This window comes from Clostridium sp. BSD9I1, from assembly GCF_900185645.1.
Taxonomy (GTDB): Bacteria; Bacillota; Clostridia; order Clostridiales; family Clostridiaceae; genus Clostridium_AK.
Genome location: NZ_FYAM01000023.1, coordinates 875,980 through 901,648, shown reverse-complemented (window position 1 = coordinate 901,648; position 25,669 = coordinate 875,980). Strand labels below are relative to the sequence as shown.

At 32.0% G+C, this 25,669-nt stretch carries 28 protein-coding genes, 1 other RNA gene and 1 riboswitch; of the genes, 23 read left to right on the top strand and 6 right to left on the bottom strand.

The window, feature by feature from the left end; genetic code table 11:
* Window positions 1-111 precede the first annotated feature (111 nt).
* The 18 genes from BSD9I1_RS11990 (at window position 112) to BSD9I1_RS11905 (ending at window position 16,874) form a co-directional block, all read left to right on the top strand.
* Window positions 112-852 (top strand): zinc dependent phospholipase C family protein, encoded by a 741-nt coding sequence (locus tag BSD9I1_RS11990; protein WP_035308872.1) that lies wholly within the window; start codon window positions 112-114, stop codon window positions 850-852.
* A 103-nt stretch (window positions 853-955) separates the two neighbouring features.
* Complete coding sequence (locus BSD9I1_RS11985; protein WP_035308870.1) at window positions 956-1,456, top strand: hypothetical protein; 501 nt, start codon at window positions 956-958, stop codon at window positions 1,454-1,456.
* Window positions 1,457-1,484: 28 nt separating this feature from the next.
* Window positions 1,485-3,179 carry a B12-binding domain-containing radical SAM protein gene (locus BSD9I1_RS11980; protein WP_186430504.1) on the top strand — a complete coding sequence of 565 codons (1,695 nt, stop codon included), beginning with the start codon at window positions 1,485-1,487 and terminating at the stop codon, window positions 3,177-3,179.
* Window positions 3,180-3,481: 302 nt separating this feature from the next.
* Entirely contained in the window at window positions 3,482-3,808 is a 327-nt protein-coding gene (locus tag BSD9I1_RS11975; RefSeq protein ID WP_186430503.1) for an ATPase, read from the top strand.
* Window positions 3,795-5,762, top strand: coding sequence for a V-type ATP synthase subunit I (locus BSD9I1_RS11970; RefSeq protein ID WP_186430502.1), 1,968 nt, complete (start codon window positions 3,795-3,797; stop codon window positions 5,760-5,762). Before BSD9I1_RS11975 ends, BSD9I1_RS11970 begins: the two co-directional genes overlap by 14 nt.
* Window positions 5,763-5,774: 12 nt before the next feature.
* Window positions 5,775-6,281: a V-type ATP synthase subunit K gene (locus BSD9I1_RS11965; RefSeq protein WP_186430501.1), complete on the top strand. Its 507-nt coding sequence runs from the start codon at window positions 5,775-5,777 to the stop codon at window positions 6,279-6,281.
* A gap of 44 nt (window positions 6,282-6,325) precedes the next feature.
* Window positions 6,326-6,931: a V-type ATP synthase subunit E gene (locus BSD9I1_RS11960; protein ID WP_186430500.1), complete on the top strand. Its 606-nt coding sequence runs from the start codon at window positions 6,326-6,328 to the stop codon at window positions 6,929-6,931.
* Between the two features lie 15 nt (window positions 6,932-6,946).
* Window positions 6,947-7,948: a V-type ATP synthase subunit C gene (locus BSD9I1_RS11955; RefSeq protein WP_186430499.1), complete on the top strand. Its 1,002-nt coding sequence runs from the start codon at window positions 6,947-6,949 to the stop codon at window positions 7,946-7,948.
* Complete coding sequence (locus BSD9I1_RS11950; protein ID WP_186430498.1) at window positions 7,935-8,249, top strand: V-type ATP synthase subunit F; 315 nt, start codon at window positions 7,935-7,937, stop codon at window positions 8,247-8,249. The genes BSD9I1_RS11955 and BSD9I1_RS11950 overlap by 14 nt, the downstream gene beginning before the upstream one ends.
* 72 nt (window positions 8,250-8,321) lie before the next feature.
* A complete protein-coding gene (locus BSD9I1_RS11945) occupies window positions 8,322-10,040 on the top strand; it encodes a V-type ATP synthase subunit A (RefSeq protein WP_242966481.1) in 1,719 nt (572 codons plus the stop codon).
* Entirely contained in the window at window positions 10,033-11,424 is a 1,392-nt protein-coding gene (locus BSD9I1_RS11940) for a V-type ATP synthase subunit B (protein WP_035308857.1), read from the top strand. Before BSD9I1_RS11945 ends, BSD9I1_RS11940 begins: the two co-directional genes overlap by 8 nt.
* Window positions 11,425-11,438: 14 nt before the next feature.
* Entirely contained in the window at window positions 11,439-12,083 is a 645-nt protein-coding gene (locus BSD9I1_RS11935) for a V-type ATP synthase subunit D (RefSeq protein WP_035308854.1), read from the top strand.
* 258 nt (window positions 12,084-12,341) lie between these two features.
* The gene (locus BSD9I1_RS11930) at window positions 12,342-12,737 is read left to right on the top strand and encodes a hypothetical protein (protein WP_035308848.1); all 396 of its coding nucleotides are present in this window, start codon (window positions 12,342-12,344) and stop codon (window positions 12,735-12,737) included.
* 191 nt (window positions 12,738-12,928) lie between these two features.
* A riboswitch (cobalamin riboswitch) is annotated at window positions 12,929-13,098 on the top strand.
* A 202-nt stretch (window positions 13,099-13,300) separates the two neighbouring features.
* Window positions 13,301-14,203: a cobalt ECF transporter T component CbiQ gene (gene cbiQ / locus BSD9I1_RS11925; protein WP_186430496.1), complete on the top strand. Its 903-nt coding sequence runs from the start codon at window positions 13,301-13,303 to the stop codon at window positions 14,201-14,203.
* 12 nt (window positions 14,204-14,215) lie between these two features.
* Window positions 14,216-15,037, top strand: a complete 822-nt coding sequence (locus BSD9I1_RS11920) for an energy-coupling factor ABC transporter ATP-binding protein (RefSeq protein WP_035308844.1) — start codon at window positions 14,216-14,218, stop codon at window positions 15,035-15,037.
* A 69-nt stretch (window positions 15,038-15,106) separates the two neighbouring features.
* On the top strand, window positions 15,107-15,859 hold the full coding sequence (locus tag BSD9I1_RS11915) for an energy-coupling factor ABC transporter permease (RefSeq protein WP_186430495.1): 753 nt from the start codon (window positions 15,107-15,109) through the stop codon (window positions 15,857-15,859).
* Window positions 15,859-16,182: an energy-coupling factor ABC transporter substrate-binding protein gene (locus BSD9I1_RS11910; protein WP_186430494.1), complete on the top strand. Its 324-nt coding sequence runs from the start codon at window positions 15,859-15,861 to the stop codon at window positions 16,180-16,182. Before BSD9I1_RS11915 ends, BSD9I1_RS11910 begins: the two co-directional genes overlap by 1 nt.
* A 194-nt stretch (window positions 16,183-16,376) precedes the next feature.
* Window positions 16,377-16,874, top strand: coding sequence for an ECF transporter S component (locus BSD9I1_RS11905; protein ID WP_186430493.1), 498 nt, complete (start codon window positions 16,377-16,379; stop codon window positions 16,872-16,874).
* Window positions 16,875-17,429: 555 nt separating this feature from the next.
* On the opposite strand, the gene BSD9I1_RS11900 is transcribed toward BSD9I1_RS11905, so the two are convergent.
* The 6 genes from BSD9I1_RS11900 to BSD9I1_RS11875 all read right to left on the bottom strand — a co-directional run bounded on the left by BSD9I1_RS11900 (window position 17,430) and on the right by BSD9I1_RS11875 (window position 21,613).
* Window positions 17,430-18,689, bottom strand: a complete 1,260-nt coding sequence (locus tag BSD9I1_RS11900) for an MFS transporter (protein WP_186430492.1) — start codon at window positions 18,687-18,689, stop codon at window positions 17,430-17,432.
* A 156-nt stretch (window positions 18,690-18,845) separates the two neighbouring features.
* The gene (locus BSD9I1_RS11895; protein ID WP_186430491.1) at window positions 18,846-19,319 is read right to left on the bottom strand and encodes a MarR family transcriptional regulator; all 474 of its coding nucleotides are present in this window, start codon (window positions 19,317-19,319) and stop codon (window positions 18,846-18,848) included.
* Between the two features lie 68 nt (window positions 19,320-19,387).
* Complete coding sequence (locus BSD9I1_RS11890; RefSeq protein ID WP_186430490.1) at window positions 19,388-19,702, bottom strand: YbjQ family protein; 315 nt, start codon at window positions 19,700-19,702, stop codon at window positions 19,388-19,390.
* Window positions 19,683-19,913 carry a hypothetical protein gene (locus BSD9I1_RS11885; protein ID WP_186430489.1) on the bottom strand — a complete coding sequence of 77 codons (231 nt, stop codon included), beginning with the start codon at window positions 19,911-19,913 and terminating at the stop codon, window positions 19,683-19,685. The genes BSD9I1_RS11890 and BSD9I1_RS11885 overlap by 20 nt, the downstream gene beginning before the upstream one ends.
* A 166-nt stretch (window positions 19,914-20,079) precedes the next feature.
* Window positions 20,080-20,373, bottom strand: coding sequence for a hypothetical protein (locus BSD9I1_RS11880; protein WP_035308830.1), 294 nt, complete (start codon window positions 20,371-20,373; stop codon window positions 20,080-20,082).
* A gap of 103 nt (window positions 20,374-20,476) precedes the next feature.
* Window positions 20,477-21,613, bottom strand: a complete 1,137-nt coding sequence (locus BSD9I1_RS11875) for an aldo/keto reductase (protein WP_186430488.1) — start codon at window positions 21,611-21,613, stop codon at window positions 20,477-20,479.
* A 298-nt stretch (window positions 21,614-21,911) separates the two neighbouring features.
* Between BSD9I1_RS11875 and BSD9I1_RS11870 the strand changes: the two genes are divergently transcribed.
* From BSD9I1_RS11870 to glpX, 5 genes are all read left to right on the top strand, one after another.
* Window positions 21,912-23,084: an FprA family A-type flavoprotein gene (locus BSD9I1_RS11870; RefSeq protein WP_186430487.1), complete on the top strand. Its 1,173-nt coding sequence runs from the start codon at window positions 21,912-21,914 to the stop codon at window positions 23,082-23,084.
* A 46-nt stretch (window positions 23,085-23,130) separates the two neighbouring features.
* Window positions 23,131-23,529, top strand: a complete 399-nt coding sequence (locus BSD9I1_RS11865) for a hypothetical protein (RefSeq protein ID WP_186430486.1) — start codon at window positions 23,131-23,133, stop codon at window positions 23,527-23,529.
* 25 nt (window positions 23,530-23,554) lie between these two features.
* On the top strand, window positions 23,555-24,115 hold the full coding sequence (locus BSD9I1_RS11860) for a flavodoxin family protein (RefSeq protein WP_186430485.1): 561 nt from the start codon (window positions 23,555-23,557) through the stop codon (window positions 24,113-24,115).
* A gap of 52 nt (window positions 24,116-24,167) precedes the next feature.
* Window positions 24,168-24,365, top strand: a non-coding RNA gene (gene ssrS / locus BSD9I1_RS11855) — 6S RNA.
* A gap of 252 nt (window positions 24,366-24,617) precedes the next feature.
* The gene (glpX, locus tag BSD9I1_RS11850) at window positions 24,618-25,589 is read left to right on the top strand and encodes a class II fructose-bisphosphatase (RefSeq protein WP_035308818.1); all 972 of its coding nucleotides are present in this window, start codon (window positions 24,618-24,620) and stop codon (window positions 25,587-25,589) included.
* Window positions 25,590-25,669 lie beyond the last annotated feature (80 nt).

Below are 25,669 nucleotides of genomic sequence, written 5' to 3'. Positions count from 1 at the left end.
TTTTGATAAATTTTTAATTTATAGGTTTAATAAAAAGTCTTTTGGAAATCCTATACATGGAACTTTAATGCAAGAAAATAATAAATAATATAGAAGGAGTAGTTGAGTTATATGAGAAATAAGATTGAAAAAACCTATGGAGGTGCATTGAAAGGATTATTTTTTGCTGTAAATCCTTTGAAGAAGAAGGTACTAAAAACTTATTGCACTGTTCATAAATTTATAGATATACAGGCGCTAAATATTTTAAAAAATGATGGATATGAAGAGGAATTTGAATTCTTAAAGAAGTATATAAGTAGTATAAATGCAGGGGCTATGTGGGCGGATCAGGATTTTAAAAGTTCTAATCATTTCTATGATTATAGAAAGGGGAAGGGGTTATACGGATTTTCTAATGCATTAGAAGAATGTAGGCGTTATTATTCAAATGCATTAGAATATATTGAGGCTGGAAACATGGAAAAAGGTATGTTTTATTTTGGAGCAGCTTGTCATTTGATACAAGATACTACAGTTCCTCAACATGTTAATAATAAACTTTTAAAAAGTCATAGAAAGTTTGAACTATGGATAATAAGTAAGCTCATGAATGACTTTATTTTTGTAGCAGATAGTGGGGTAGTGAGATACAAGTATATAGAAGATTATATAAAAAATAATGCATTTATTGCTAACAACGCATATTTGAAAAATATTCATATTAAAGATAGAGAGCAAAGATACGGAAATATCGCATCTGTTGCTTTAAAGGAAGCACAGAGAACCACTGCAGGATTTATGTTAGATTTTTGTGATGAAATAGAAAAAGTTAGAAAAGACTATAAAGAACTTCTAGAAAAGACAGATTAAAAATCCTCTATTAGAGGATTTTTAATCTTTATAGAGAAATATTATATATAAAATTGACAAGCCTTAGAAGTAAGAGGTATTCATCTTTAAAGGAGGTGGATATATGGAGAAAAATATTACTTTACAATTAGAAGATGAATTATTTAATGGCAATCTATTGGATATTGGTATGTCTAACACAGGAATAATATATAATTTATATAAGGAGTTCAATGTTAATCCTACTATAGAGTATATAGATGGAAAATATGACGAGAATAAAATAGAGGAAAAATATTATGATAACTGTGTACTACTTTTTACTTTAAGTCAAGTTTATTTTGAAAGCAGCAGAAAGGAGCTTATAAAAAATATTAATAAATATCTAAAAGAAAAGGGTAAAATTTACATATGGGATGTAAATAAAGGGTATAATAAGTTAGTCAATTTTAATATAAAAATTATTTCTTCTAAGACAAAAGAAAAAAAGATTACATTTAAAGATAGTAAGATATTTTTGAGTTCTAATAAAAAGGCTACTTTAAAGATTTTAAGTGAATATTTTAACATAATAGAAGAAATGCAAGACGAAGATATATATTATATAAAAGCAGAAAAGAAATAATATAAATGGTTTGAAAGGAAAGTAAAGAATGAAAGTAATATTAGCAGCAGTAAATTCGAAATATATTCATAGCAATTTAGCAGTAAGATATTTAAAAAATTACACAAAAGATTTAAATTATGAATGTATTTTACAAGAATATTCTATAAACGATAGAGTAGAAAGAATAGTGCAAAATATAATGAAAGAGAAACCAGACATGGTTGGATTTTCTTGTTATATATGGAATATGGAATATGTACTCAGAGTTTCTAAATTATTAAAGCTTATAGATAAAAATATAACTATCTTTTTTGGAGGGCCTGAGGTTTCTTATGAAGAGGCCTCTTATGTAGAGAAAGATAATTGCGACTATATAATAGTAGGAGAAGGCGAAGAAACATATAACGAGTTTATAGAATGTATATTAAATAATAGACAGATAATAGACGTAAAGGGCCTATACTTTAAAGACAAAGGTAAAGTTATCTATACAGGTAAAAGAGAGCTTATGGAAATGGATAAAATAGTATTTCCATATGATAGAGACGAAGATTTAAAGAATAAGATTGTATATTATGAAGCCTCAAGAGGATGTCCTTTTAACTGTAAATACTGTCTATCCTCAACTGTTCATGGAGTGAGGTTTTTAAACCTTGAAAGAGTAAAAAGTGAATTAAAGTATTTTATAGATAATAAGGTTAGTTTGGTAAAATTTGTGGATAGAACTTTTAATTGTGATCATACCTTTGCGTATTCAATTTGGAAGTTCTTGATAGAAGAAGAAGGAGAAACTACCTTCCATTTTGAAATATCTGGGGATTTACTAACAAAGGATGAAATAGAATTATTATCTAAAGCTCCTAAAAATAGATTTCAATTTGAAGTAGGAGTTCAAAGTACCAATAATCAGGTACTTAAAAATATAAATAGAACTGCAAATTTTGAAGATATCAAAGAAAAGGTATGCGAGCTTTTAAAAATTAAAAATATACATCAACATTTAGATTTAATAATAGGGCTTCCTGAAGAAGATTTTAGTTCATTTGAAAAATCATTTAACGACTTGTATTCCATTGAACCAGAACAAATTCAGTTAGGATTTTTAAAGCTATTAAAGGGGTCCTCCATGAGAGAAGAAGCGGATAAATGGGGCATAGTATATTCGCCGTTTCCTCCCTATGAAATTTTGAAAACTAATCATTTATCCTATGAGGAGTTAATTAAGCTTAAAATGATAGAAGAAATGGTGGATAGATACTATAATTCGGGTAATTTTGATCTATCTATAAAGTATCTTTTATCAAAATTTGATAAACCTTTTGACTTATATTATTCACTTAGTCAATTTTACTATTTAAAGGGATACTTTGACAGAAATATATCATTTGTTGACTACTATAGGGTTTTGATTTATTATAATGAAAGTATACTAAATTCAGACAGTTTTGTATTAAAGGAAATAGTTAAATATGAGTTTTTATATCACACTAAAAAGAAATGGATACCTGATTTCGTAACTAAGGCTTTGGATAAAGAAGAAGAAAAAGTACTTAAGAGAAGAATACTAGAGGACGATTATGTAAGTAATAACAGAGAGCTAAATAATATTAGGCTTGAAAAATTTTATATTGATATAATATCCCTCATAAAAGAAGGAAATATATATAATAAAGAAACCTACATAATGTTTGATGACAGAAATGGTATGATTAAAGATGTTACAAGTCTTATTTATCAGTAAATTTTTAAAGTTAATTTAAAATTTCCTCAAAAAAATTAAAAAAATCTAATAAATATACCAAAAAGGTATAGTTTATTTTTTAAGTATATGATATTATATAAAAAAACAGACAAGTATATAAAATATTCTTATATCTAAATTTTATAAATATTCTAAAAAACTATTGACTAAAATAATTATAGATGTAGAATATTATTATCAGACATACCCCCTGGGGGAATGTCTGGTGATAATATTTTACATAGAAAGTTTTAAGATTTAGTTAAATATGCTTTTATTATAAACTTAAGGAGGTGATTTGATTGGCATTAGAAGCTGTAAAAAATATAAAAAATGCAGAATCAAAGGCAGAAGAAATTATAAAAAACGCTCAGTTAGAGAGTAAAAGTATTATTAAAGATTCAGAAGTAAAAGCCAACGAGGAATATAAAAGAATAATTAGTGAAGCTAACGTTTCAGCAAATAGCATTATGTCAGAAGCTATAAAAGAAGGTGAAAAAGAAGCTGCAATTATTAAAGAAAAAGCTCAAAAAGATATAGATGATATAATAAATTTATCCGAGGATAAAATAAAAAATGCTATTAAGTTAGTAGTCGAGAGGATAGTGATGAATAATGGCAATAGTTAAAATGAATAAATTTACATTATTGGCTTTTCAATCACAAAAAGAAACCATTTTAGAAAATTTGCAAAAATTTCAAGGAGTGCAGTTTGTAAGTTTTCAGGAAAAAGTAATAGAAGAGATGCCATTCCTGGAAGAAGCAAGTGATAATATAAAGGTTTCTGAAGTCCAAAGTGAACTTGCAAAGGTTAAATTTTCATTAGATTTTATGGATAGATATGTTCCAAGAGAAAAAGGGATTAAGGCCATAAAAAAGGGAAAGAAACATTTAAGATATGATGAAATTAAAAGACTTACTGAAAAAAGTAATTGGATTTCAACTTATGAAACATTGAAAAAATTTGATAATAAGTTAAATGATTTAAAAAATGAAATTAGTAAACTTAAGGGTGAAATAGAAGAACTTACTCCCTGGACTAATTTAGATGTATCCTTTGCAGATTTGAAGAGCTTAAAAACATCAAATTATTTTATTGGAACTGTAAACAAAAATTTAGCTGATAAATTTGTTGAAGAGTTTAATAGTGAAGTTTCTAGTTCCTATACTGAAAAGTTAGGAGAAACAAGGGATGAAGTAAGTTTACTAGTGTTATTTCATAAATCACAGGGTGAATTAACAGAAGATTTAGTAAAAAAATACAATTTAAATAAGTTTGACTTTAGGTATGACAATACACCAAAGGGAATAATAAAAGAATATAATAGTAAAATTGAAGCGGCTGAAAATGAAGCAAAAGGCATTGAGCAAGAAATAAAAAAATATAGTGATAAAATAGAGGATTTAGAAATAGCATTTGAATATTACAGCATGGAAGAAAATAAGGCAAAATCAGGAGAATATTTTCTAAAAACAGATAAAGTATTGGTTATAGAAGGTTGGACTCCTGAGGAAAAGAAAGCAGAGTTTGAGGATGTTTTAAAAAGCTGCTGTGGGGATCATTACTTTATTGAATTTAGAGAACCATCGTCAGAGGATAATGTGCCAATATTATTAAAAAATAATAAATTTGTTGAGCCTTATGAAATTATTACATCTATGTATAGTTTACCAAATTATAGAGAGGTAGACCCTACACCTGCAATGACACCATTCTTCTTTGTGTTTTTCGGAATGATGCTATCAGATGCGGGTTATGGGTTAGTGATGCTTATAGCCTCAACTTTAGCATTGAAGCTTTTACCTTTAGACAAAGGTGTTCAAAAATTTATGAAACTCTTCCAAAGCATCAGTATTTCTACTATAGCTTGGGGAATTGTTTATGGAAGTTATTTTGGTGATGCTACAACCATGATTATTCCTGGAGGAATAAAACCTCTTTGGCTAGATCCTTCTTCAGAACCTATGTCAGTATTGATTTTAGCAATAATAATGGGATTTGTGCATTTATATACAGGTTTGGGTATAAAGGCATATGAACTGATAAAGTCAGGTAAGGCATTAGATGCTCTTTTCGATGTAGGATTTTGGTATCTTACTATTTCAGGATTAGTTTTACTCTTTATAGGACCATCCATGGGAATTCCAGTGTTGGGAACTATAGGCAAGTATATGGCTATTGTAGGACTTGTTGGACTAGTAGCTACACAGGGAAGAAGTAATAAGGGTATAGTTGGTAAAATAGCTGGTGGCTTTTATGGAATATATGGAATAACAGGATATTTAGGAGATATATTATCTTATTCAAGGCTCTTAGCCCTTGGACTCGCTACTGGACTTATAGGAACATCATTTAATTTAATGGTAAGTCTTTTAGGTAACGGTGTATTTGCATGGATATTTGGAACTGTTATATTCCTAGGAGGACATATATTTAATCTTGCAATAAATGTACTAGGAGCATATGTTCATGCTTGTAGACTTCAATACTTGGAGTTCTTTGGAAAGTTCTATAGTGGTGGAGGTAAAGAATTTAAGCCATTCACAACTAAAAATAAATATATAAGAATAATAAAGGATTAGGAGGAAGTTAATATGAATTTTGCAACTTTTTTAGAATTTATGACTCAAAACGGAGGTTTATTATTTGCCCTACTAGGTGCAGCCTTAGCTACAGCACTTCCAGGTATTGGTTCAGCAAAGGGAGTTGGAATAGTAGGTGAAGCGGCTTCTGGACTTATTACAGAGGACCCAGATAAGTTTGGGCAGGCACTTATTCTACAGGTTTTACCAGGAACACAGGGTTTCTATGGTTTCGTTACTACACTTATAATATTAAATAAAATAGGATTACTTGGAGGAACAGCAGCGCAGGTATCATTAGGATCAGGTTTCTTAATATTTTTAGCATCATTACCGATAGTAATAGCAGGTTGGAAATCAGCTATAGCACAGGGTAAAACTGCAGCAGCAGGTATATCAATACTAGCGAAGAAGCCAGAACACATGTTTAAAGGCGTATTATTTGCAGCTATGGTTGAAACATATGCAGTTATAGCACTTGTTACTTCAATCATAATGATAGTTGGAATACAGGTTTAATACTTTAAGTTAGAGCCTAAATAAACAGTAAAGGAGGGTTCTTCGTGGCTAATTTAGATAACTTAATTTCTAAGATATTAGAAGATGCCAACAGCAAAGCACAGGAAATTATAAATGAAGCTAAAGAAGCAGAAAAGGAAGCTGTTGACAGTCTCACAAGTAAAGCTCAAAAACAAAAGGAACTAATAATAAATAAAAGTCATATAGAATCTGTCACTAGAAAAGAAAGAATAATATCTAATGCTAATTTAGATATAAGAAATAAGAAGTTAAAAGCTAAACAAGATTTAATAGAAAGTGTATTCAATAGAGCAGAAAGTGAGTTACAGGAAATATCTCAGGATGAATATAATAAATTTGTTAGAAATTTCATATTATCCTTGGATATTGAGGGTGATGAAGAAATAGTGATATCAAGAAATTACAAAAATACAATAGATCAAAATCTTATAAACTTTATCAATGGAGAATTAAGAGCTAAAGGTAAAAAAGGAGAACTTAAACTAAGTTCTGAAGATAGAGATATTAAAGGTGGATTTATTCTTTGTAAAAATGGTATAGAAATAAATTGTACTTTTGAAGCTTTAGTGCCTTCATTAAGAGATGAGCTAGAGGATAAGATTTTAGATATTTTATTTAAATCAAATTAAGGAGGATATGGTTATATGGATAACATGAAGTTTATACAAGCGGTGTCAAGGCTCAGAGCACTGGAAACCAAACTCCTTGATAAGTCAAAAATTGATAGACTTATTGATAGTTCATCTCCCGAAGAAGCTTTAAAATTACTGCAGGAAACTCAGTATGGAAACCATATGGGAAATATCAAAAGACCAGAAGAGTATGAAATACTTTTAAGCGAAGAATTAAAAAGACTTTATGCTCTAATGTATGAAATTTCACCAGAGAAATTAATTATTGATATTATGAGCATAAGATATGATTACCATAATATAAAGGTGCTAATAAAGGGAAAACTACTTGGCAAAGATTTAAGTTATCTTTTAATCCCTGTTGGTACAGTTAATGCTGATATTTTAAAAAGATGCTCTGATGAGTGTAACTATAGAGATTTAAATGGATTTATGAGATCTACTTTTGAAAAGTCGCTGATGATTTTTGAAGAATCAGAGGATCCTCAAAAAATAGATATTATAGCAGATAAATTCATGTATGAAGACATGTATAGTAAAGGAAAAGAAACGGGAGAAAAAGCTATAATTGATTATATAAAAACAAATATAGATTTAACCAACTTAAAAGCTTTCTTAAGAATAAAAAAGCAGAATAAAGATAGAAACTTTTTTAGTGAAGTATTTGTAGAAAATGGTAAGTTAGATAGAGATGTGTTTTTGAATAACTTCAATGATTCTATTGAGAGTTTTATTAATAAAGTTTCTCACACAGATTATTATAACATATTGAGATTAGGAATAGAGGATTATCTAAATACAGGTGATTTTAACTTGTTTGAAAAACTTGTTGATAATTATACTATGAACTATGTTAAGGATGCAAAATATGTAAGTTTTGGTGCAGAGCCATTAATTGCATACATATATGCAAAGGAAACGGAAATAAAAGTTATAAGAATAATAATGGTTGGAAAGTTAAATGGTATAGCACCAGATACCATAAGAGAAAGGCTGCGTGATGTCTATGTATAAAATAGGAGTAGTAGGAGATAAAGATTCTATACTTGCATTTAAAGCATTAGGAATAGACGTCTTTCCTGTATTAGATTCAGATGAAGCTAGAAAAACTGTAGATACATTAGCAGCTAAAAAATATGGAGTTATTTTTATAACGGAGCAGGTAGCTAAGGACTTAGATGAAACTATAGAAAGATATAATAGAGAATTACTTCCTGCCATTATCCTCATTCCTAATAATCAAGGTACCTTAAATATTGGAATGCAGAGGATTAACGATAATGTTGAAAAAGCAGTTGGAGTGAATATTTTATAGGAAGGTAGGTAGGTAGGCTTGAAGACTGGAAGAGTTGTAAAAGTTTCAGGACCTTTAGTTCTTGCTGAGGGTATGGATGAAGCAAACTTATTTGACGTGGTTAGAGTTGGAAATGAGCGTCTTATAGGTGAAATAATAGAAATGAGAGGCGATAAAGCGTCTATTCAGGTATATGAAGAAACTTCAGGACTAGGACCAGGTGCACCAGTAGTTTCAACAGGAGCTCCTTTAAGTGTTGAATTAGGTCCAGGTCTTATTGAGGCAATGTTTGATGGAATACAAAGACCTCTTAATGCTATAGAAGAACAAGCAGGAGCATTCTTAGCTAGAGGAGTAGAAGTGTTTGCATTAGATAGAAAAAAGATTTGGCATTTTACGCCTGTTAAAGCTGCTGGAGATGAAGTAGAAGCAGGAGATATAGTAGGAGTTGTACAGGAAACTTCTATAATAGAACATAAAATAATGGTGCCTTATGGAGTGAAGGGAAAAATAATTTCTGTAAATGAAGGAGATTATACCATTGTAGATAAAATAGGTGAAATTCAAACGGAAAAGGGCGTTGTAGATTTAGCTATGATGCAAAAATGGCCAGTTAGAAAAGGGAGACCTTATGCCAGAAAACTAAATCCTTCTGCTCCAATGATAACAGGCCAAAGAGTAATAGATACCTTTTTCCCTGTAACCAAAGGGGGAACAGCTTGTGTGCCCGGTCCTTTCGGAAGTGGTAAAACAGTAGTACAACACCAATTAGCAAAATGGGCAGATGCACAAATGGTTGTATATATAGGCTGTGGAGAACGTGGAAATGAAATGACAGACGTTTTAAATGAGTTCCCAGAGTTAAGAGATCCTAAAACTGGAGAACCATTGATGAAAAGAACAGTTCTTATTGCAAATACATCTAATATGCCTGTTGCTGCAAGAGAAGCTTCTATATATACAGGTATAACCATAGGCGAATACTTTAGAGATATGGGATATTCCATAGCTTTAATGGCAGATTCTACATCTAGATGGGCAGAAGCTCTAAGAGAAATGTCAGGAAGACTTGAAGAGATGCCAGGTGATGAAGGATATCCAGCTTATTTAGGTTCAAGACTTGCGGAATTCTATGAAAGAGCAGGTAATGTTATTTGCCTAGGTAAAGATGGTAGAGAAGGAGCTCTTACAGCCATAGGAGCAGTATCTCCTCCAGGAGGAGACCTTTCAGAACCTGTTACTCAAGCAACTCTTAGAATAGTTAAGGTGTTTTGGGGTCTAGATTCTCAATTGGCCTATAGAAGACACTTCCCAGCTATAAACTGGTTGAATTCATACTCTCTATATGCAGATAGAGTTGGAGGATGGCTAGATGAAAATGTAGCGGAAGACTGGACAGAACTAAGAACTAAGGCTATGGCACTGCTTCAAGAAGAATCTAGTTTAGAGGAAATAGTAAGACTTGTTGGTATTGATGCTTTATCAGAGTCCGATAGATTAAAACTAGAAACAGCAAGATCTATAAGAGAAGACTATTTACAACAAAATGCTTTTCATGATGCAGATACATATGCATCATTAGATAAACAATATAAAATGTTGAAATTAGTACTTCAGTTTGGTGATGAGGCACAAAGAGCACTAAAAGCAGGAGTATATCTAAAAGATATATTAAATCTTGAAATTAGAGATAAAATAGCAAGATCTAAGTATATAATAGAAGAAAACTTAGATAAAATCGATGATATTTCCAAAGAGTTAACAGCTGTTATGGATGATCTTATCAGCAAAGGAGGAATTTTAGATGCTTAGAGAATATAGAACTGTAAAAGAAGTAGTAGGACCTTTGATGCTGGTAGATGGTGTAGAAAATGTAACCTATGATGAATTGGTAGAAATACAAATGCATACAGGTGAAATGCGAAGAGGTAAAGTACTAGAAATAAATCAAGATAAAGCTCTAGTGCAGTTATTTGAGGGTTCTTCAGGTATAAACTTAAAGGGAAGTAAGGTAAGATTTTTAGGGAAACCACTAGAAATAGGTCTATCTGAAGATATGCTTGGTAGAGTCTTTGATGGACTTGGAAGACCTAAAGATGATGGCCCTAAGATAATACCAGAAGTACGAAATGATATAAATGGAATACCTATAAACCCCGTATCTAGAAATTATCCATCCGAATTTATTCAAACTGGTATATCTGCTATAGATGGATTAAATACTTTAGTAAGAGGACAAAAACTACCAGTGTTTTCTGCATCTGGACTTCCGCATGCAGACCTAGCTGCACAAATAGCAAGACAGGCAAAGGTACTTGGTTCTGAGTCTAAGTTCGCTGTTGTGTTTGCAGCTATTGGTATAACCTTTGAAGAAGCTCAGTTCTTTGTAGATGAGTTTACAAAGACTGGTGCTATAGATAGATCAGTGCTTTTCATGAATTTAGCTAATGACCCAGCAATTGAGAGAATTGCTACACCAAGAATGGCGCTTACAACTGCAGAATACTTGGCATATGAAAGAGGAATGCATGTACTTGTAATAATGACAGATATAACAAATTACTGTGAAGCTCTTCGAGAAGTTTCTGCAGCAAGAAAAGAAGTTCCAGGAAGACGTGGATATCCAGGATACTTGTATACAGACTTAGCAACACTATATGAAAGAGCAGGTAGAATAAAAGGTAGTGAAGGTTCAATAACACAAATTCCTATTCTTACTATGCCTGAAGACGATAAGACTCATCCAATTCCTGACTTAACAGGATATATAACAGAAGGACAGATAATATTAAGTCGTGAACTTTATAAAAAGGGAGTTATGCCTCCAATAGATGTACTTCCATCCCTGTCAAGATTGAAGGATAAAGGAATTGGAAAGGGAAAAACTAGAGAAGATCATGCAGATACAATGAACCAGTTATTTTCTGCATATGCTCAAGGTAAGCAAGCAAAAGAATTGTCTGTAATACTTGGTGAATCTGCACTTTCAGATACTGATAAGTCATTTGCTAAATTTGCAGATGGATTTGAAAAGGAATATGTATCTCAAGGATTTAATACAAATAGAACAATAGAAGAAACATTAGATCTAGGATGGAAGCTGCTATCCATACTTCCAAAAGGTGAGCTTAAGAGAATTAGAGATGAATATCTTGAAAAATATCTACCAAAGCAAGAAAATAAGATTGAAGAATAGAGGAATGATAACTTATGAGATTAAATGTCAATCCTACTAGAATGGAGCTCACCACACTAAAAAAGAGATTGGTAACAGCAACCAGAGGACATAAACTTTTAAAAGATAAGCAAGATGAGCTTATGAGGAGATTTATAGACCTTATAAAATATAATAACGAACTAAGGAAAAGTGTAGAAGAAGAATTACAAAAATCATTAAAGAATTTTGTAATGGCAAGAGCTGTTATGTCTTCAGAATTCCTTGAAGAAGCAATAGCCTATCCTATGGAAAGTATTTCTTTAGAAGTAACTAAAAGAAATATTATGAGTGTTAATGTACCTGTAATGAAATTTAAGCGAAAAATGGAAAATCAAGAAGGCAGTATATATCCTTATGGTTTTGCAAATACATCTGCAGAGTTAGATGGAGCTATAGAAAAGTTATATTCTATACTTCCTAAGCTGTTAGAGCTTGCAGAAGTAGAAAAGTCATGTCAGCTTATGGCAGACGAAATAGAAAAGACTAGAAGAAGGGTTAATGCCCTAGAATACAGAACTATACCTGATTTGCATGAAACCATTAAATATATACGCATGAAACTTGATGAAAATGAAAGAAGTAACTTAACAAGACTTATGAAGGTAAAGACTATGATGGAAGAAAAAAATGGACTATAATGCAATATCAATTTATAAAAACACACATGTTATAAAATATCATGTGTGTTTTTGTATTGTTATAAGTAATATTATAAAAAATATATTTTTGATTCTTAAATTAATATTTCTAAAATATAATAATATTAAACTCAAAATGGGTTTGAATTTTAAACTTAATATTAATATTAAGAAAATTCAAACAAAACCATTGACGATTATTTAACAATGGTTGTATAATGATATTACATCAAAATTAATTTGCAGGGGGGATTACAGATGGTTATGGACAAGGTTAAATCATGTATGATAGGGGAAAGTATTTTTAAAATAGGAGATTATACCACATTAGCTGAAGGCTGGGGAAGGTATAAAGATAAGTTAACTATAGAAGAGGGTATGAATTTAAAAATAGTTGATATATACTCCATTAAAGAAGAGGGAACGCTCCCACAATTTGAAGCATTAGTAAAAACTAATAAAGGGAATATGTTAAAGATAAAAGTTGAGGATTTAAATGATGTAAGAAATACTCGTGAAAATCATGAAGAACTTAATAAAGTTGGTTATGATTTTAAAGAAGGATGTATATATTGTAAAGGCTATGAAGAAGAAGATGGCAATTGGAGATTCTTTAATATTGGGGTTAAAAATATAGAAGAGCAAAATGCGTAATAGTGGAGCATCTATAGATTTGTTTAAATCAAATCTATAGATGCTCTTTTCTGTCAGAGGCTAATATTAGAAATTGTGTAATATATCAAATTAGAAAATTTAAAAATATATATCATTAAAAGATAGTAAGGTGCCTATAATTATTTTTTTATACTTGATTTAAACCATAATATGGTGTATATTAAAGTTAAAATTGATATATAGTTATAGGTTATGAATTAAAAGGGAAGTCAGGTGAAAATCCTGCACGGTCTCGCCGCTGTAAAAGAGGAGTCTTTATATAATACCACTGGGAAACTGGGAAGGTTATAAAGGCAATGATACTTAAGTCAGAATACCTGCCTATAATAATACACAATTAACTCTACGAAGGATAGGGGGTGTTTGCGATGCGTTTTGATAATCGTGATGATCTTTTTGTCTTCTTAACTATTGAGTTAAGAAGACTTTTTTATTTTAATACAAGTTAGTGGAAGTTTAGAATGGATTTGAAAGTATGGTAAAAATTCGATTGTTTTGGTGTTTCTAAAGCGGACAAGGCTAAAATTTCAGAGAGGTGTTAAATGGAAAAAATTATTATTTTGTGTGTTATGTTTGTGATGGGTATTTTTTTATTTAAATTTAAATATCGTGATGTTTACACTAAAGGGGATAACACTCATAAGCATAGCCATAGAATTGGACATAAGTATGGTGAGGGATTTTTAATTGATTTTTATGCTCATGCTTCTAAAATTAGACATTGGAATCCAACTTTTAAAGTATGCCTTTCTATTGGCCTACTGATTCTTTGTATAGCATTGGACAATCCATATGTATCAGTCGCAGTTATTATTTCAATGTCCTATCTGAGCATTGTAAAAGGAAAAATTTCAATACATGAATATTTATCTGTGCTGGCAATTCCAATGGCGTTTATCATTGTCGGTACCTTTAGTATTGCCATTGATTTTTCAAAACAGCCAATTGGTGAGTATAATATAAATCTTGGTTTTTTCTATGTGTTTACATCTCAGGCAAAACTTAAGGAAGCGATTTTTCTGATTATGAAGGTTTTTGCAGCTGTAAGTGCATTGCAGATGATGACACTATCCACTCCATCATCTGAGATTATTTATGTGTTTAGGAAGGCGCATGTACCGAAGATTATTATAGAGCTGATGGATATCATTTACCGTTACATTTTCATTTTAATGGATGTTCATATTAAAATGAAAAATTCAGCAGAATCTCGCCATGGCTATTGTGATTTTAAAACTGCCTGCTACACATTTGGAAGCATTGCAAGTAATATGCTAGTTATTTCGCTGAAAAAGGCAGCTAATTATTATAATGCTATGGAGGCTAGATGCTATGATGGAGATCTTATATTTTGGAGGGAAGATAAACCGGTAGAAACAATACAGATTGTCGGAGCAGTAGAATTTGTAATTTTTTTGATTTTACTATGGAGCTTTACAAGATAGAAAGGAACAATAATGAGAAAAATAATATTAAAAATTGAAGATATGCACTACACTTATGGAAATGGAAAACCTGCATTAAACGGCGTAAGTATGGATATATATGAAGGTGAGAAAATTGCTGTAATTGGTTCCAATGGATCTGGGAAATCTACATTTTTCTTGAATGTAAATGGTGTATTTACACCGGAACATGGAAAAATCGTTTACCGTGGTACAATCATCAATAAAAAGAATTTAAAAGAACTTAGAAAGAATATCGGAATAGTATTTCAAGATGCAGATAATCAAATAATAGCATCTACGGTTATGGCAGAGGTTGGATTCGGGCCAATGAATTTAAAACTTCCTAAAGAAGAAGTGAAGAAACGTGTTGAGGAAGCACTAGCATACATGAATATATCAGATTTTAAGGAGCGTCCGCCGCACTATTTGAGCGGTGGTGAAAAGAAGCGTGTTAGCATTGCAGATATCATTGCTATGAAACCTGAAATTATTATCTTTGATGAACCAACTGCAGCTCTTGACCCTTTGAATGCATTGATGTTAGAAGAAGTTCTAGCCAAGCTTGGATCTGAGGGGAAGACAATGCTGATTTCAACCCATGATGTAGATTTTGCTTACAGATGGGCTGAAAGAATCCTTGTATTCTCTCAAGGGAAAATTATTGCAGATGGAGCACCTTTAGAAATTTTTCAAAATAGATCGATTTTGAAAAAAGCAAATCTGAAACAGCCAACTATGATGGAGGTTTATGAATTGCTTGTAGAAAAACAAATATTAAAAGATGCAAAAGATTATCCTAAAAGTACACAGGAATTGAAGAAAATTCTCTAAAATAGATATCTTTAGAGATTTCAGTCTAGTATTGATATAAATTTAAATAACCTGAGGGGGAAAAATAAGATGAACAAAAAAGAAAATAAAATTGTTGCATTAGTAGCAGTTTTTGCATTAACATTCGGAATAGTTCCAGTAGCAAGCGCAATGCACATTATGGAAGGATATCTTCCACCAAAATTCTGTATTTTATGGGGAGTTATATCTCTTCCGTTCTTAATAAAAGGTTATATGTCAATTAAGAAAAAAATGGAGGAGGATCGTAAATCCATAACTATGATTGCTATGGCAGGTGCATTCATATTTTTACTTTCATCTTTAAAGATACCATCAGTAACAGGAAGTTGTTCACATATGACGGGTACTGGGCTAGGCGCAATTTTATTTGGTCCAACTGCAGTTAGTATCTTAGGCATTATTGTACTAATTTTCCAAGCAATTATGCTTGCTCATGGTGGATTGACTACTCTTGGTGCTAATACATTTTCTATGGCTATTGCAGGTCCGATAGTTTCCTATGGGATTTATAAACTATGTAAAAAAATGAACATCAACAAGAATGTAGGTATTTTTCTAGCAGCGGCAATAGGTGACTTATTTACATATTGCGTAACTAGTATTCAGCTTGCAATTGCATATCCATCTCAAAACGGTGGTATAGCAGCATCTGCAGCTAAGTTCCTTGCAGTATTTGCACCAACACAGCTTCCACTAGCAATTGTAGAAGGTATCTTAACTGTTGCTATTATAATTGGGCTTGAAACATATGCAAAATCCGAGCTAACAGGTATTGGATTCTTAAAGAGAGGTGAAAATTAATGTCAAATACTAAAAAGAAAATTACCACTTTATTAGTTATCGCTGTACTAATTGCTGTTATACCATTATTTGCATTAGAGGGTGCTGAATTTGGTGGCTCTGATGATGCAGGAAGTCAAGTAGTTGCAGAGATTACAGGTACAGAATATGAGCCTTGGTTCACACCTGTTATGGAAACTTGGATTGGTGGAGAATTGCCAGGAGAAATTGAGAGTTTATTGTTTTGCGTACAAACAGGTATTGGAGTGGGGATACTAGCCTTCTTCATGGGAAGATTCGTTGAGAGAAATAAAAAAGAAATTCACAAGAGTAAAACTGCATAAAGTTATATATACATCCAGAGGCAAGTGAGTCCACTTGCCTCTGGATGATAAATAAAAAACCACTAGTTTAACTATTAAACTAGTGGTTTTTTAGAAATAATTCACTACAAAATATTTATAATAGGATATTTACAAGTGCAAATTACTAGTGTATACTACTGTATATACACTAGTAAACAAATGGAGGGATTAATATGAATCTTAAAAATTTAGTTTATGCAGCGCTTCTTACTGCACTTGCTATAGTAATACCAATTTCTTTTGGGGTATTGGCTGTAACTGTAGGACCATTTTCAGCTACATTAGCATCCCATGTTCCAATGTTTTTGGCAATGTTTTTAGGACCTGTGCCAGCGGCTATGGTTGGAATAGGGTCGGCAATAGGATTCTTAATTACTAAAGGTGCAGTTGTAGCGTCAAGAGCTTTTATGCATACATTTGTAGGAATGTTTGGAGCTTATCTTCTTAAAAAAGGAGTTTCTTACTCAAAAGTTGTAGCTATTACAGCTCCAGTTCATGGAATATTAGAAGCTTTAGTAGTTATTCCATTTGGCTTTACAATGGAAAAAATACTTATAGCTGTAGGGGTAGGAACAATACTTCACCATATAGTAGATGGAGTAATAGCATTTTCTGTAGTAAAGATATTATCTAAAGCAGGAAACTTCTCATCAGTAAAAGCAACTCATTAAAGGGATATTACGACATTTTTAATGTTAAATCTTCCGTATGGGTTCTGCATTTAAGAAAGGGTTCACTACGCAAAGAAGCTCTGATATCTCTCAATTTCAATCGCCTAAACTTTCTAAACTCGCTGCCGCTCAGACAGTAGAAAGTTCTTTACGGTGATTTAAATTGAGAGATAAAGAGCTTCTAATTGCTTGTTCAATGCTTTCTACAATGCAGAACCCATACTAAATTTAACATTAAAAATATCTTCATGCTTACTGTACTAAAGGAAGGAATTTCGTTTTGGCGAAAGTTCCTTTTGATAAATTAGAACTTATGAAAGGGCTGGTAAGCCCGCAGACCGATAGGTCGTAAGATATTAATTATTCTATTTTTTATAAGAAATTTTTTATAGAATGGCTTTATTTATAAATTTAAAATACCGTTAAGAGCCGTCTACTGTCTGAGCGACAGCGAGTTTAGGCGGGTTAGTTTTAGATTTATACATATTAGCCGTTCTCAAGGCAAAAGGCGTAGCAATCTTATTAGTACGCCTTAGACTGTAGACAAATAGGGGTTTAGAAATTGTCGATAAGTTCTGAAATTCTGTTATTATGCGTTGTCTTATATAAAACTGGTATTGCCGCTGCTATAAGGAACATACCCATAAAAGCGGGTGCGGCATGACCAAGTGATACATAAATTTGACCTCCAATGATAGGACCAATCATTTTTGCTAAAGCCTGAATAGATTGGCTGCCTCCTTGAATTCTTCCTTGCTCACTAGAATCCACAGACTTGGACAGCATCCCATTGAATGAAGGCCCAAAGATCGAATCACCAAAACCAAATATAAACATTCCAGCGATAAAAAGAGGATAAAATGAGAACAAAGCAGATAGCGCAATAAGACTGTAGCCTATAATTTCCGAAGCCATTCCAAGAATTGCTATCTTTTTATCACTAAATTTTATCAAGAGCTTTGGCATTATGAAACCTTGTGAAATGATGTCTTGGAAGCCCATAATTGAAAACATAAGCCCGATTAGTACTGGCTTCCAACTGAAAGTATCTATTGTAAATTGTGAAAAAACTGCTTGTAAAGATCCGTTGGGTATCCAAAGCAAGAACGCTGAGACAAACAGCTTTTGTAAGTTTTTCATGGAAAGTATGCTTGCAAGTTGTGTAAATGGATTCAGTCTTACAAAGGTAATTTCTTTCAGTCTATTATTCTTGTCAAGACTTTCAGGCATAAAAAAGAATCCGTAAACAACATTCAATAAAGTTATTATTGCTCCAAAATACAAGGGTACAGAATAACCAAACTTGGCAAGTAATCCGCCTAGAGTTGGGCCAATGACGGTGCCTACACCTACAGTTGCACTTATCCATCCAAAGTATTTGGTTCTCTGCTCTGGAGGAATGATATCTGCGAAATATGCGAAGATAGTGCTTATGGTACCTCCTGTTATACCATCTATTATACGCCCAGAAAATAGTATCCATAGAGCTCCTCCTATGCCAAAAATAAGGTACCCGATTGTAGAACCCAAAAGGCATACTAATAGCACTGGACGACGACCATATTTGTCGCTCAAAGCTCCAAGTCCAGGGGCTGCGAAAAACACGCAGACTGCATAAACAGAGGTAAGAAGGGTAACAACTATAGCTTGTTCTCCCGGATTGCTTGTATAAGGCTGTACTAAGAAGGGGACGACAGGTGATATTATAGTGAAGCCTATTCCGCAAAGAAATACAGAGATAAGACCAAAAATCAATGCATGTTTATCTATGGTTTGTTCTGCACGCTGTCCATTGTATGATTTAAATTTGAACATTAAAATTCTCCTCTCAAAAGTTAGTGTTTTGTTTCCTCGGAAACATATTTATCCTATCATGATTTTGTTTCCGTGTCAACAAAACTGTATCGATAAAAATGCAGCCCGTTCTCAATAGAGTTAGGCTGCCTGGGGTTTCATTTTCAATATTCAAATTTATTCCGACTTAACATCTATACCCAGTTTTTTTATTTCTGCATCCAAATGCCTACTATACTTTTCTACGAATCTGAGCATACTGTCAAACTGTTCGTCGGTTACCTGCTCAAATACGGCTTTATCCCGCTCTTGAAACTCTTTGTGCAGCTTTTCATGGACTTTAAAAATTCTTTGCCCTTGTTCAGTAAGCCGGAAATAAATTTCTTTCTTGTTATCCGGCTTCCGGTAGCTTTGGATAATGCCTTTTTCTATGAGTTTCTTGGTCATTTTGCTTATGGCGCCTCTAGTCATATAAAGGGACTCCGCAAGTTTTGTCACGTTGGAATCTACATTTCTTCCAATACATTCAATGTAATGTACTTCAGAAGGCTTATACCCCTTAAGACTCTCTTCCATCTTAAACTTATTAAGCCAAGCCATTTTGTTAAATAATTCCCTGAGACCAATTATGACCTGTTCTTCTTTGTTCATGGACTGTCCTCCAACTTGTTGGTGTATTAACAATATTATATTGAAATTTTGTTTCTATTTCAGCAATATTAAAGTTTAAATTTTACTGCTGTTCCATAAACTATAACTTCTGCTGCTCCTTGTACTACGGCACTGGAGGCATATCGTATATTTATTATTCCGTCTGCTCCTAGGTTCTCTGCTTCTTCAACCATTCTTTTTGTGGCAATAGCTCTTGCCTCATCCATCATTTCGCTATAAGCCTTTAATTCTCCGCCAACCAAAGTTTTAAAGCCGCTCATGATGTCCTTGCCTAAATGTTTAGATTGAATTGTAGATCCTTTTACTATAGATAGCGTTTCTATATTCTTTCCAGTTATAAAATCAGTATTTACTAATATCATCTTTATCTTCTCCTTTAATTTCTTTTATTCTTTCAATTAGAGTGATTGCCAGCATTATCAAAAGTACCGCAAATATCACTGCAACAAATATGACTGCTATAAAGGGCATGTTGCTATCCAAAAGCCCCATAGTAATGCCTAGGGCATATAATATTAGGAAGGCAGCTGCTATTATAGTAATTATAATTACAGGTATAAATCCTTTTTTCAAATTATCTCTCCTAACTTAGTTATATACATTAATCATAGCATATGTTTAAGTTCTTCATGCATACTATTTCAAAAAAAGATAGTTTTGATATAATTATTTTTAGCTTATATAATTTAATTTTCTTTAAAATAATAAGAATGGCAAGATGTCTTGCCATTCTTATTATTTACTTATTTATTTCTTCGTATTCCACGTCAATTACTTCGGTATTATATAAATATTCATTACTGACTTTATATACCTCGAATGCTTCTTCATTTATGCTTTCTGTCTTTTTAAAGCCTTTAAATTTTGACTGTATGAACTTTATTCCTTTATAGGCAGCGTATATCAATATCCCCACTGGAATTAATATAAATAAGCCGCGGATTATGAAATAAGTTAAAAATAAAAATCCTAAAATTTTTAATATCCTCATCAAACCTTTTTCCATTCCATAACCTTTATTAAAATATTCCATTTACATCCCCTTCTTTTAGGTATAATTTAAAACCCTATATATAATATATCATATTTTGTAGAAATATAGGTATAAGCACTATGAAGAATTCATTAATAATCTGTTAATTTGGAGCTAGTTCTCCGTGCAGTTTTTTTAGTGTATCAATTATTGGTAAGCTTTGAGGACATAGAGGTTGGCATTTGCCACATTCTATGCAGGAAGAAGCTTTTTTATTTTCGTGTAGGTCTTCATATTTTTTTAATGAGCTTTTTAAATCATTGTATATGTGTCTATCGTTGTAAATTGAAAAATTTAATGGTATATCTACACCTTGAGGGCAAGGCATACAGTATCCACATTTGGTGCAATTTATTTTAATTAAGTTATTATAAGTATCGCGGACTTCATCTACTATTTTAAGCTCTTCATCTGAAAGTGAGTCTATTTCTGAATCTTCAGCATAGCTTATGTTATCCATAACTTGATCTAATGAACTCATACCACTTAATATAAGGGTGACTTCTGGTTGGTTCCACAGCCATTTAAGTGCCCAATGAACAGGGGGTCTTTTCATTTTAGATTTATTCCATAAGTCTTGAATCTCATCTGGAGGAGTTACCGCAAGTTTACCACCTTTTAAAGGTTCCATTATAATAACTGCCAGCCCTTTAGATGCAGCATATTTTAGCCCTTCTACTCCAGCTTGATAATCTACATCTAGTATATTGTATTGTATCTGGCAAAAGCTCCAGTCATAGGAGTCCACAATTTGTTTAAATGTATCCAAATCACCATGGAAGGAAAATCCGGGATGTTTTATGAGTCCTTTTTCTTTAGCCTCATCCAAAAACTTTAGCACATCTAACTTAAGAATGGCTTCCCATCTTTCTTTATTAAGAGCATGTAATAAATACATATCTATATAACTTGTTTGAAGCTTTTCAAGCTGCTCATTTAAATATTTATAAAAATCTTCATAGCTTTCTGTAAGCCAAACAGGAGATTTAGTAGCAAGCTTAACTCTTTCTCTATATCCATCTTTAAGAGCCTTGCCTACAAGTATCTCACTTTGTCCTTTGTGATAAGGATAGGCAGTATCCACATAATTCACTCCATTATCTATTGCATATCTTAACATCTCTATGGATTTTTCTTCATCTATAAGCTCATCGTTATTATTTATTGTTGGAAATCTCATACACCCAAAGCCTAATGAAGATACTATAAAGTCTTCTCTTCCAAATTTTCTATAAAGCATAAATTAACCCTTCTTTCTATAATTTTGAAAAACGTATCAATTGTTATTATATAATATATTTAATTAATTATGAATATTAACCTTGGAAATGTAATAGAATAAAACTTTTTTAAATAGACAAAATAACATTAAATATTAATTAATAATTTCCAGGATTATTTATTTTTTGAGGAAATATGATACAATGATTTTAAGGAAAGAATTTCAAGTAAGCTTTTAGCTATATATAATATTAAATGAAAATTTCCTTGAAATTATACATGGGTATATAGCATAGGGGTCAAGGAGGATATGAAAAATGAACAACATAAATTTAAAAGAAAATATATATTGGATAGGCGTAAAAGATCCAGATTTAAAAGTATTCGACATAATAATGAAGACAGAATATGGAACTACCTATAATGCCTATTTAATAAATGATGAGAAGGTTGCTATAATTGACGCTGTAAAAGAGGGCTTTTTTGAAGAATTCATGGTAAACGTTAAGGAAATTATAGGGGACAAAAAGGTTGATTATATAATATCTCAGCATACAGAATTAGATCACAGCGGTACAATATCAAAGCTTCATGAAGTCTATCCAGATGCTAAGATAATAGCATCCAGGGCAGGCTCGGTATATTTGAAGGACATAATAAATAAAGATTTAGATATAATGTTAATTCCAGAAGAATTAAGTCTTGGTAAAACAACATTAAAGTTTATATCGGCTCCTAATCTTCACTGGCCGGATACATTCTTTACTTATGCAAAAGAGCAAAAGGTGTTATTTAGCTGTGACTTCTTAGGATGTCATTATTGTCCAAAACACAATGTAATAGAAGGATACGAAGAAGATTATGAGGGAGAAGTAGAGCACTACTTTAAAGTTATAATGGCTCCTTTTAAAAAATTTGTGTTGTCTGGACTTGATAAGATTAAAGACTTAGATTTAGATATGGTTTGCACTAGTCATGGTCCTATACATACTGGGGAAGATATTTCTAAAAGTATAGAAACTTATAGGACACTGGCATCTACTGATGCACCAAAGGCTAAAACTGCAGTGGTGCTTTATATTTCAGCTTATGGAAATACAGAAATTATGGCGAAATATATAAATGATAAATTAAATGAAAAGGGAATTAAATCTGAACTACATGAAATAACAACCTTTGGAGTTAATGAATCAATTGAGGCCATAGAAAGTGTAAAAGGAGTTATATTTGGTTCTCCTACTATAAATCAAGATGCGGTGAAGCCTGTTTGGGATGTATTGTCTGAAGTATCCGCAATAACTAATAGGGGAAAGGCTGCATCAGCCTTTGGTTCTTATGGTTGGAGTGGAGAAGGTGTTCAGCTTATGATGGATAGAATGAAGGGATTAAAGCTAAATGTAGTAGAGGGATTTAAATTTAAATTTGTGCCAAATGAAGATGAATACAAAATGGCAGATGAATTTGTGGATAGATTTATTGATAAGCTTTAGTACAATATATAATTATATTTTTAAATAAGAAGGAGATGTATTACAAATGGAAAGAGATGATATAGTTAAGTACCTTTTAGTCAGTGAATTAAGCGAAGTAGAACAAATAGAGCATAAGGATAATGAAATATTTGTAGTAAGATTTTTTTATGATTTTGATGAAGATGAATTATCTGCAGCACAAGCTTATGCAGAAGAGGAATGTGAAGACGATGAAGATGAAGAAAAATTCTATGACTATTATGTACCTTACTTAAATGAAATAGCTGTAGATAATGTATCTGATATAATAGAAGGGCTCATGGAAGAAAAAGGTCTAAAAGTACAGTTTGTATCCTATGATGTAGAAATTGATGAAGAAGATGCATATACAGAATTTATAGCAGTTGTTACAGAAGACAAAGAAGTAGATATAGAAAAAGTACTAGATGAATTAGAACTATAAAATGTACTAAGGGAAGGAACAACATATGAATATACTAGTTTTTTCAGCTTCTCCCAATAAAAAAGGAAATACTCACAATCTTATGGAGAAGTTCTTAGAGGGATTAGAGGGAAATAAAGAAATAATTGAAGTTTATGATAAAAAGATAGGTGCTTGTATAGACTGTAAGTATTGCTATAAGGTAGAAAGTTGTGCTATTAAGGATGACATGATTGAAATTTATGATAAGATAAAGAAGAGTGATGTAATTGTAATAGCGACTCCTATGTATTTTTCTGGAGTGACTGCACCCTTAAAGGCACTTATAGATAGGCTTCAGGTATATTGGAGTAAGAAATATATAAGAAAAGACAGAACTGATATAAAGCCTAAAAGAGGAGTAATACTTGCAACAGGAGGAAGTTCATGGCCTGATATGTTTAGACCTGTAGAAGAAACTCTTATATTTGCTATGGCAGCCATGGATGCGAAGGTAGAAGAAAAAATATACGTAGAAAGCACTGATAAACTTACTGTAAAGGATAATGAAAAATTGCTACAGGAAGTTTATGAGAAAGCTGCTAAATTTAATGATAAAAAATTATAAAAACGTTTGCAAAAATCCTTGAAAATTTTATAGATAATGCTATAATAATATTGTAGTCCTGAGATGCGCGTGAGATTTAGTTGTTCAACCGACATTATTTGAAAGGGACCTTTAAGATTCAAAGTAATGCCAAGCTGCTGACGCTGATAATTGGATTAGCTAAATTGTAGTAGGCAGAAGGTTGATGAAAAGGACCCACCTGCGAGAGGGCGGGTATGAAGAGTAAGTTTAACGGCATGTTGGGATAAAACTTGATTTTCACAAGTCAGAAGTTATATAACTTCTGGCTTTTTATTTTTTGCGGCTATATCAAATTAATTTAAATGTGATTAAAAAAGCAAAATAAGTGTTGAGTAAATTGAGATATGTGTTATAATATTTACATAAAGTGTAGCTTAAATACTTTTTAACAAGTATTTAAATAAGATAAAGTATATCAAATAGAGATTGTACTATACTATATTGTAATAAATTAATACTTATATAAATAGGAGGAACTAACGTGAAAAATCAAGATATAGCAATGGGACTTATAAGAGTAACGGAAGCTGCAGCACTAGCCTCAGCAAAATATATGGGTAGAGGAGATAAGATTGCAGCAGATCAAGCAGCGGTAGATGGTATGGAAAAAGCATTTGGGCTTATGCCTATAAGAGGTACTGTAGTTATAGGAGAAGGAGAGCTGGATAATGCACCTATGTTATATATAGGACAAGAAGTTGGAATAGGAGATGAAACTATGCCAGAGATGGACATAGCTGTTGATCCATTAGATGGAACATCACTTATAGCTAAAGGACTTCCTAATTCTATTGCAGTAGTAGCTATGGGACCTAAGGGAAGTTTACTTCATGCTCCAGATATGTATATGAAAAAAATTGCAGTAGGGGCTGGAGCAAAGGGAGTTATTGATATAGATAAATCTAATAAAGAAAATATAATAAATGTGGCAATGGCACTTAATAAGGATGTAACAGAGCTTACAGTAATGGTGCAGGAAAGAGAAAGACATTCAGACATAATAAAAGATGCAAGAGAGCTAGGAGCAAGAGTTAAACTTTTCTCAGATGGAGATATAGCAGCGGTACTTGCTTGTGGTTTTGAAAATACAGGAATAGATTTAATGATGGGTACAGGTGGAGCTCCTGAAGGAGTTATTTCTGCAGCAGCAATAAAATGTATGGGCGGAGATATGCAGGCCAAGCTTGTTGCTTATAATGAAGATGAAGTAAAAAGATGCCAAGCTATGGGAATCGCTGATTTAGATAAAGTGCTTTTTATAGATGATTTAGTAAAAAGTGATGATGTATATTTTGCAGCTACTGGAATAACAGATTGTGACTTATTAAAGGGAGTAGTTTATTCTAAAAAGAGCTTTGCAACTACTCACTCTGTAGTAATGAGAGCTAAAACAGGTACTATAAGATTTATAGAAGCACATCATCAGCTTTCAAAAAGTAATTTATATATTTAATGTTTATAATTGAAAAAAGATAGCCTCAATTTAAGGAAACTTTGCATTATGCAAAGTTTCCTTAAATTTTTGTCCAAAAT

What these genes read in the sequence shown, in the direction of transcription:
- BSD9I1_RS11970 (WP_186430502.1), top strand. Translation starts at nt 3,795, where the DNA reads ATGGCAATAGTTAAAATGAATAAATTTACATTATTGGCTTTTCAATCA.
- BSD9I1_RS11895 (WP_186430491.1), bottom strand. Translation starts at nt 19,319, where the DNA reads ATGAACAAAGAAGAACAGGTCATAATTGGTCTCAGGGAATTATTTAAC.
- BSD9I1_RS11890 (WP_186430490.1), bottom strand. Translation starts at nt 19,702, where the DNA reads ATGATATTAGTAAATACTGATTTTATAACTGGAAAGAATATAGAAACG.
- BSD9I1_RS11950 (WP_186430498.1), top strand. Translation starts at nt 7,935, where the DNA reads ATGTCTATGTATAAAATAGGAGTAGTAGGAGATAAAGATTCTATACTT.
- BSD9I1_RS11940 (WP_035308857.1), top strand. Translation starts at nt 10,033, where the DNA reads ATGCTTAGAGAATATAGAACTGTAAAAGAAGTAGTAGGACCTTTGATG.
- BSD9I1_RS11875 (WP_186430488.1), bottom strand. Translation starts at nt 21,613, where the DNA reads ATGCTTTATAGAAAATTTGGAAGAGAAGACTTTATAGTATCTTCATTA.
- BSD9I1_RS11915 (WP_186430495.1), top strand. Translation starts at nt 15,107, where the DNA reads ATGAACAAAAAAGAAAATAAAATTGTTGCATTAGTAGCAGTTTTTGCA.
- BSD9I1_RS11920 (WP_035308844.1), top strand. Translation starts at nt 14,216, where the DNA reads ATGAGAAAAATAATATTAAAAATTGAAGATATGCACTACACTTATGGA.
- BSD9I1_RS11880 (WP_035308830.1), bottom strand. Translation starts at nt 20,373, where the DNA reads ATGGAATATTTTAATAAAGGTTATGGAATGGAAAAAGGTTTGATGAGG.
- BSD9I1_RS11945 (WP_242966481.1), top strand. Translation starts at nt 8,322, where the DNA reads ATGGATGAAGCAAACTTATTTGACGTGGTTAGAGTTGGAAATGAGCGT.
- BSD9I1_RS11985 (WP_035308870.1), top strand. Translation starts at nt 956, where the DNA reads ATGGAGAAAAATATTACTTTACAATTAGAAGATGAATTATTTAATGGC.
- BSD9I1_RS11930 (WP_035308848.1), top strand. Translation starts at nt 12,342, where the DNA reads ATGGTTATGGACAAGGTTAAATCATGTATGATAGGGGAAAGTATTTTT.
- BSD9I1_RS11990 (WP_035308872.1), top strand. Translation starts at nt 112, where the DNA reads ATGAGAAATAAGATTGAAAAAACCTATGGAGGTGCATTGAAAGGATTA.
- BSD9I1_RS11900 (WP_186430492.1), bottom strand. Translation starts at nt 18,689, where the DNA reads ATGTTCAAATTTAAATCATACAATGGACAGCGTGCAGAACAAACCATA.
- BSD9I1_RS11910 (WP_186430494.1), top strand. Translation starts at nt 15,859, where the DNA reads ATGTCAAATACTAAAAAGAAAATTACCACTTTATTAGTTATCGCTGTA.
- BSD9I1_RS11980 (WP_186430504.1), top strand. Translation starts at nt 1,485, where the DNA reads ATGAAAGTAATATTAGCAGCAGTAAATTCGAAATATATTCATAGCAAT.
- BSD9I1_RS11955 (WP_186430499.1), top strand. Translation starts at nt 6,947, where the DNA reads ATGGATAACATGAAGTTTATACAAGCGGTGTCAAGGCTCAGAGCACTG.
- BSD9I1_RS11870 (WP_186430487.1), top strand. Translation starts at nt 21,912, where the DNA reads ATGAACAACATAAATTTAAAAGAAAATATATATTGGATAGGCGTAAAA.
- BSD9I1_RS11860 (WP_186430485.1), top strand. Translation starts at nt 23,555, where the DNA reads ATGAATATACTAGTTTTTTCAGCTTCTCCCAATAAAAAAGGAAATACT.
- BSD9I1_RS11865 (WP_186430486.1), top strand. Translation starts at nt 23,131, where the DNA reads ATGGAAAGAGATGATATAGTTAAGTACCTTTTAGTCAGTGAATTAAGC.
- cbiQ (WP_186430496.1), top strand. Translation starts at nt 13,301, where the DNA reads ATGGAAAAAATTATTATTTTGTGTGTTATGTTTGTGATGGGTATTTTT.
- BSD9I1_RS11965 (WP_186430501.1), top strand. Translation starts at nt 5,775, where the DNA reads ATGAATTTTGCAACTTTTTTAGAATTTATGACTCAAAACGGAGGTTTA.
- BSD9I1_RS11935 (WP_035308854.1), top strand. Translation starts at nt 11,439, where the DNA reads ATGAGATTAAATGTCAATCCTACTAGAATGGAGCTCACCACACTAAAA.
- BSD9I1_RS11905 (WP_186430493.1), top strand. Translation starts at nt 16,377, where the DNA reads ATGAATCTTAAAAATTTAGTTTATGCAGCGCTTCTTACTGCACTTGCT.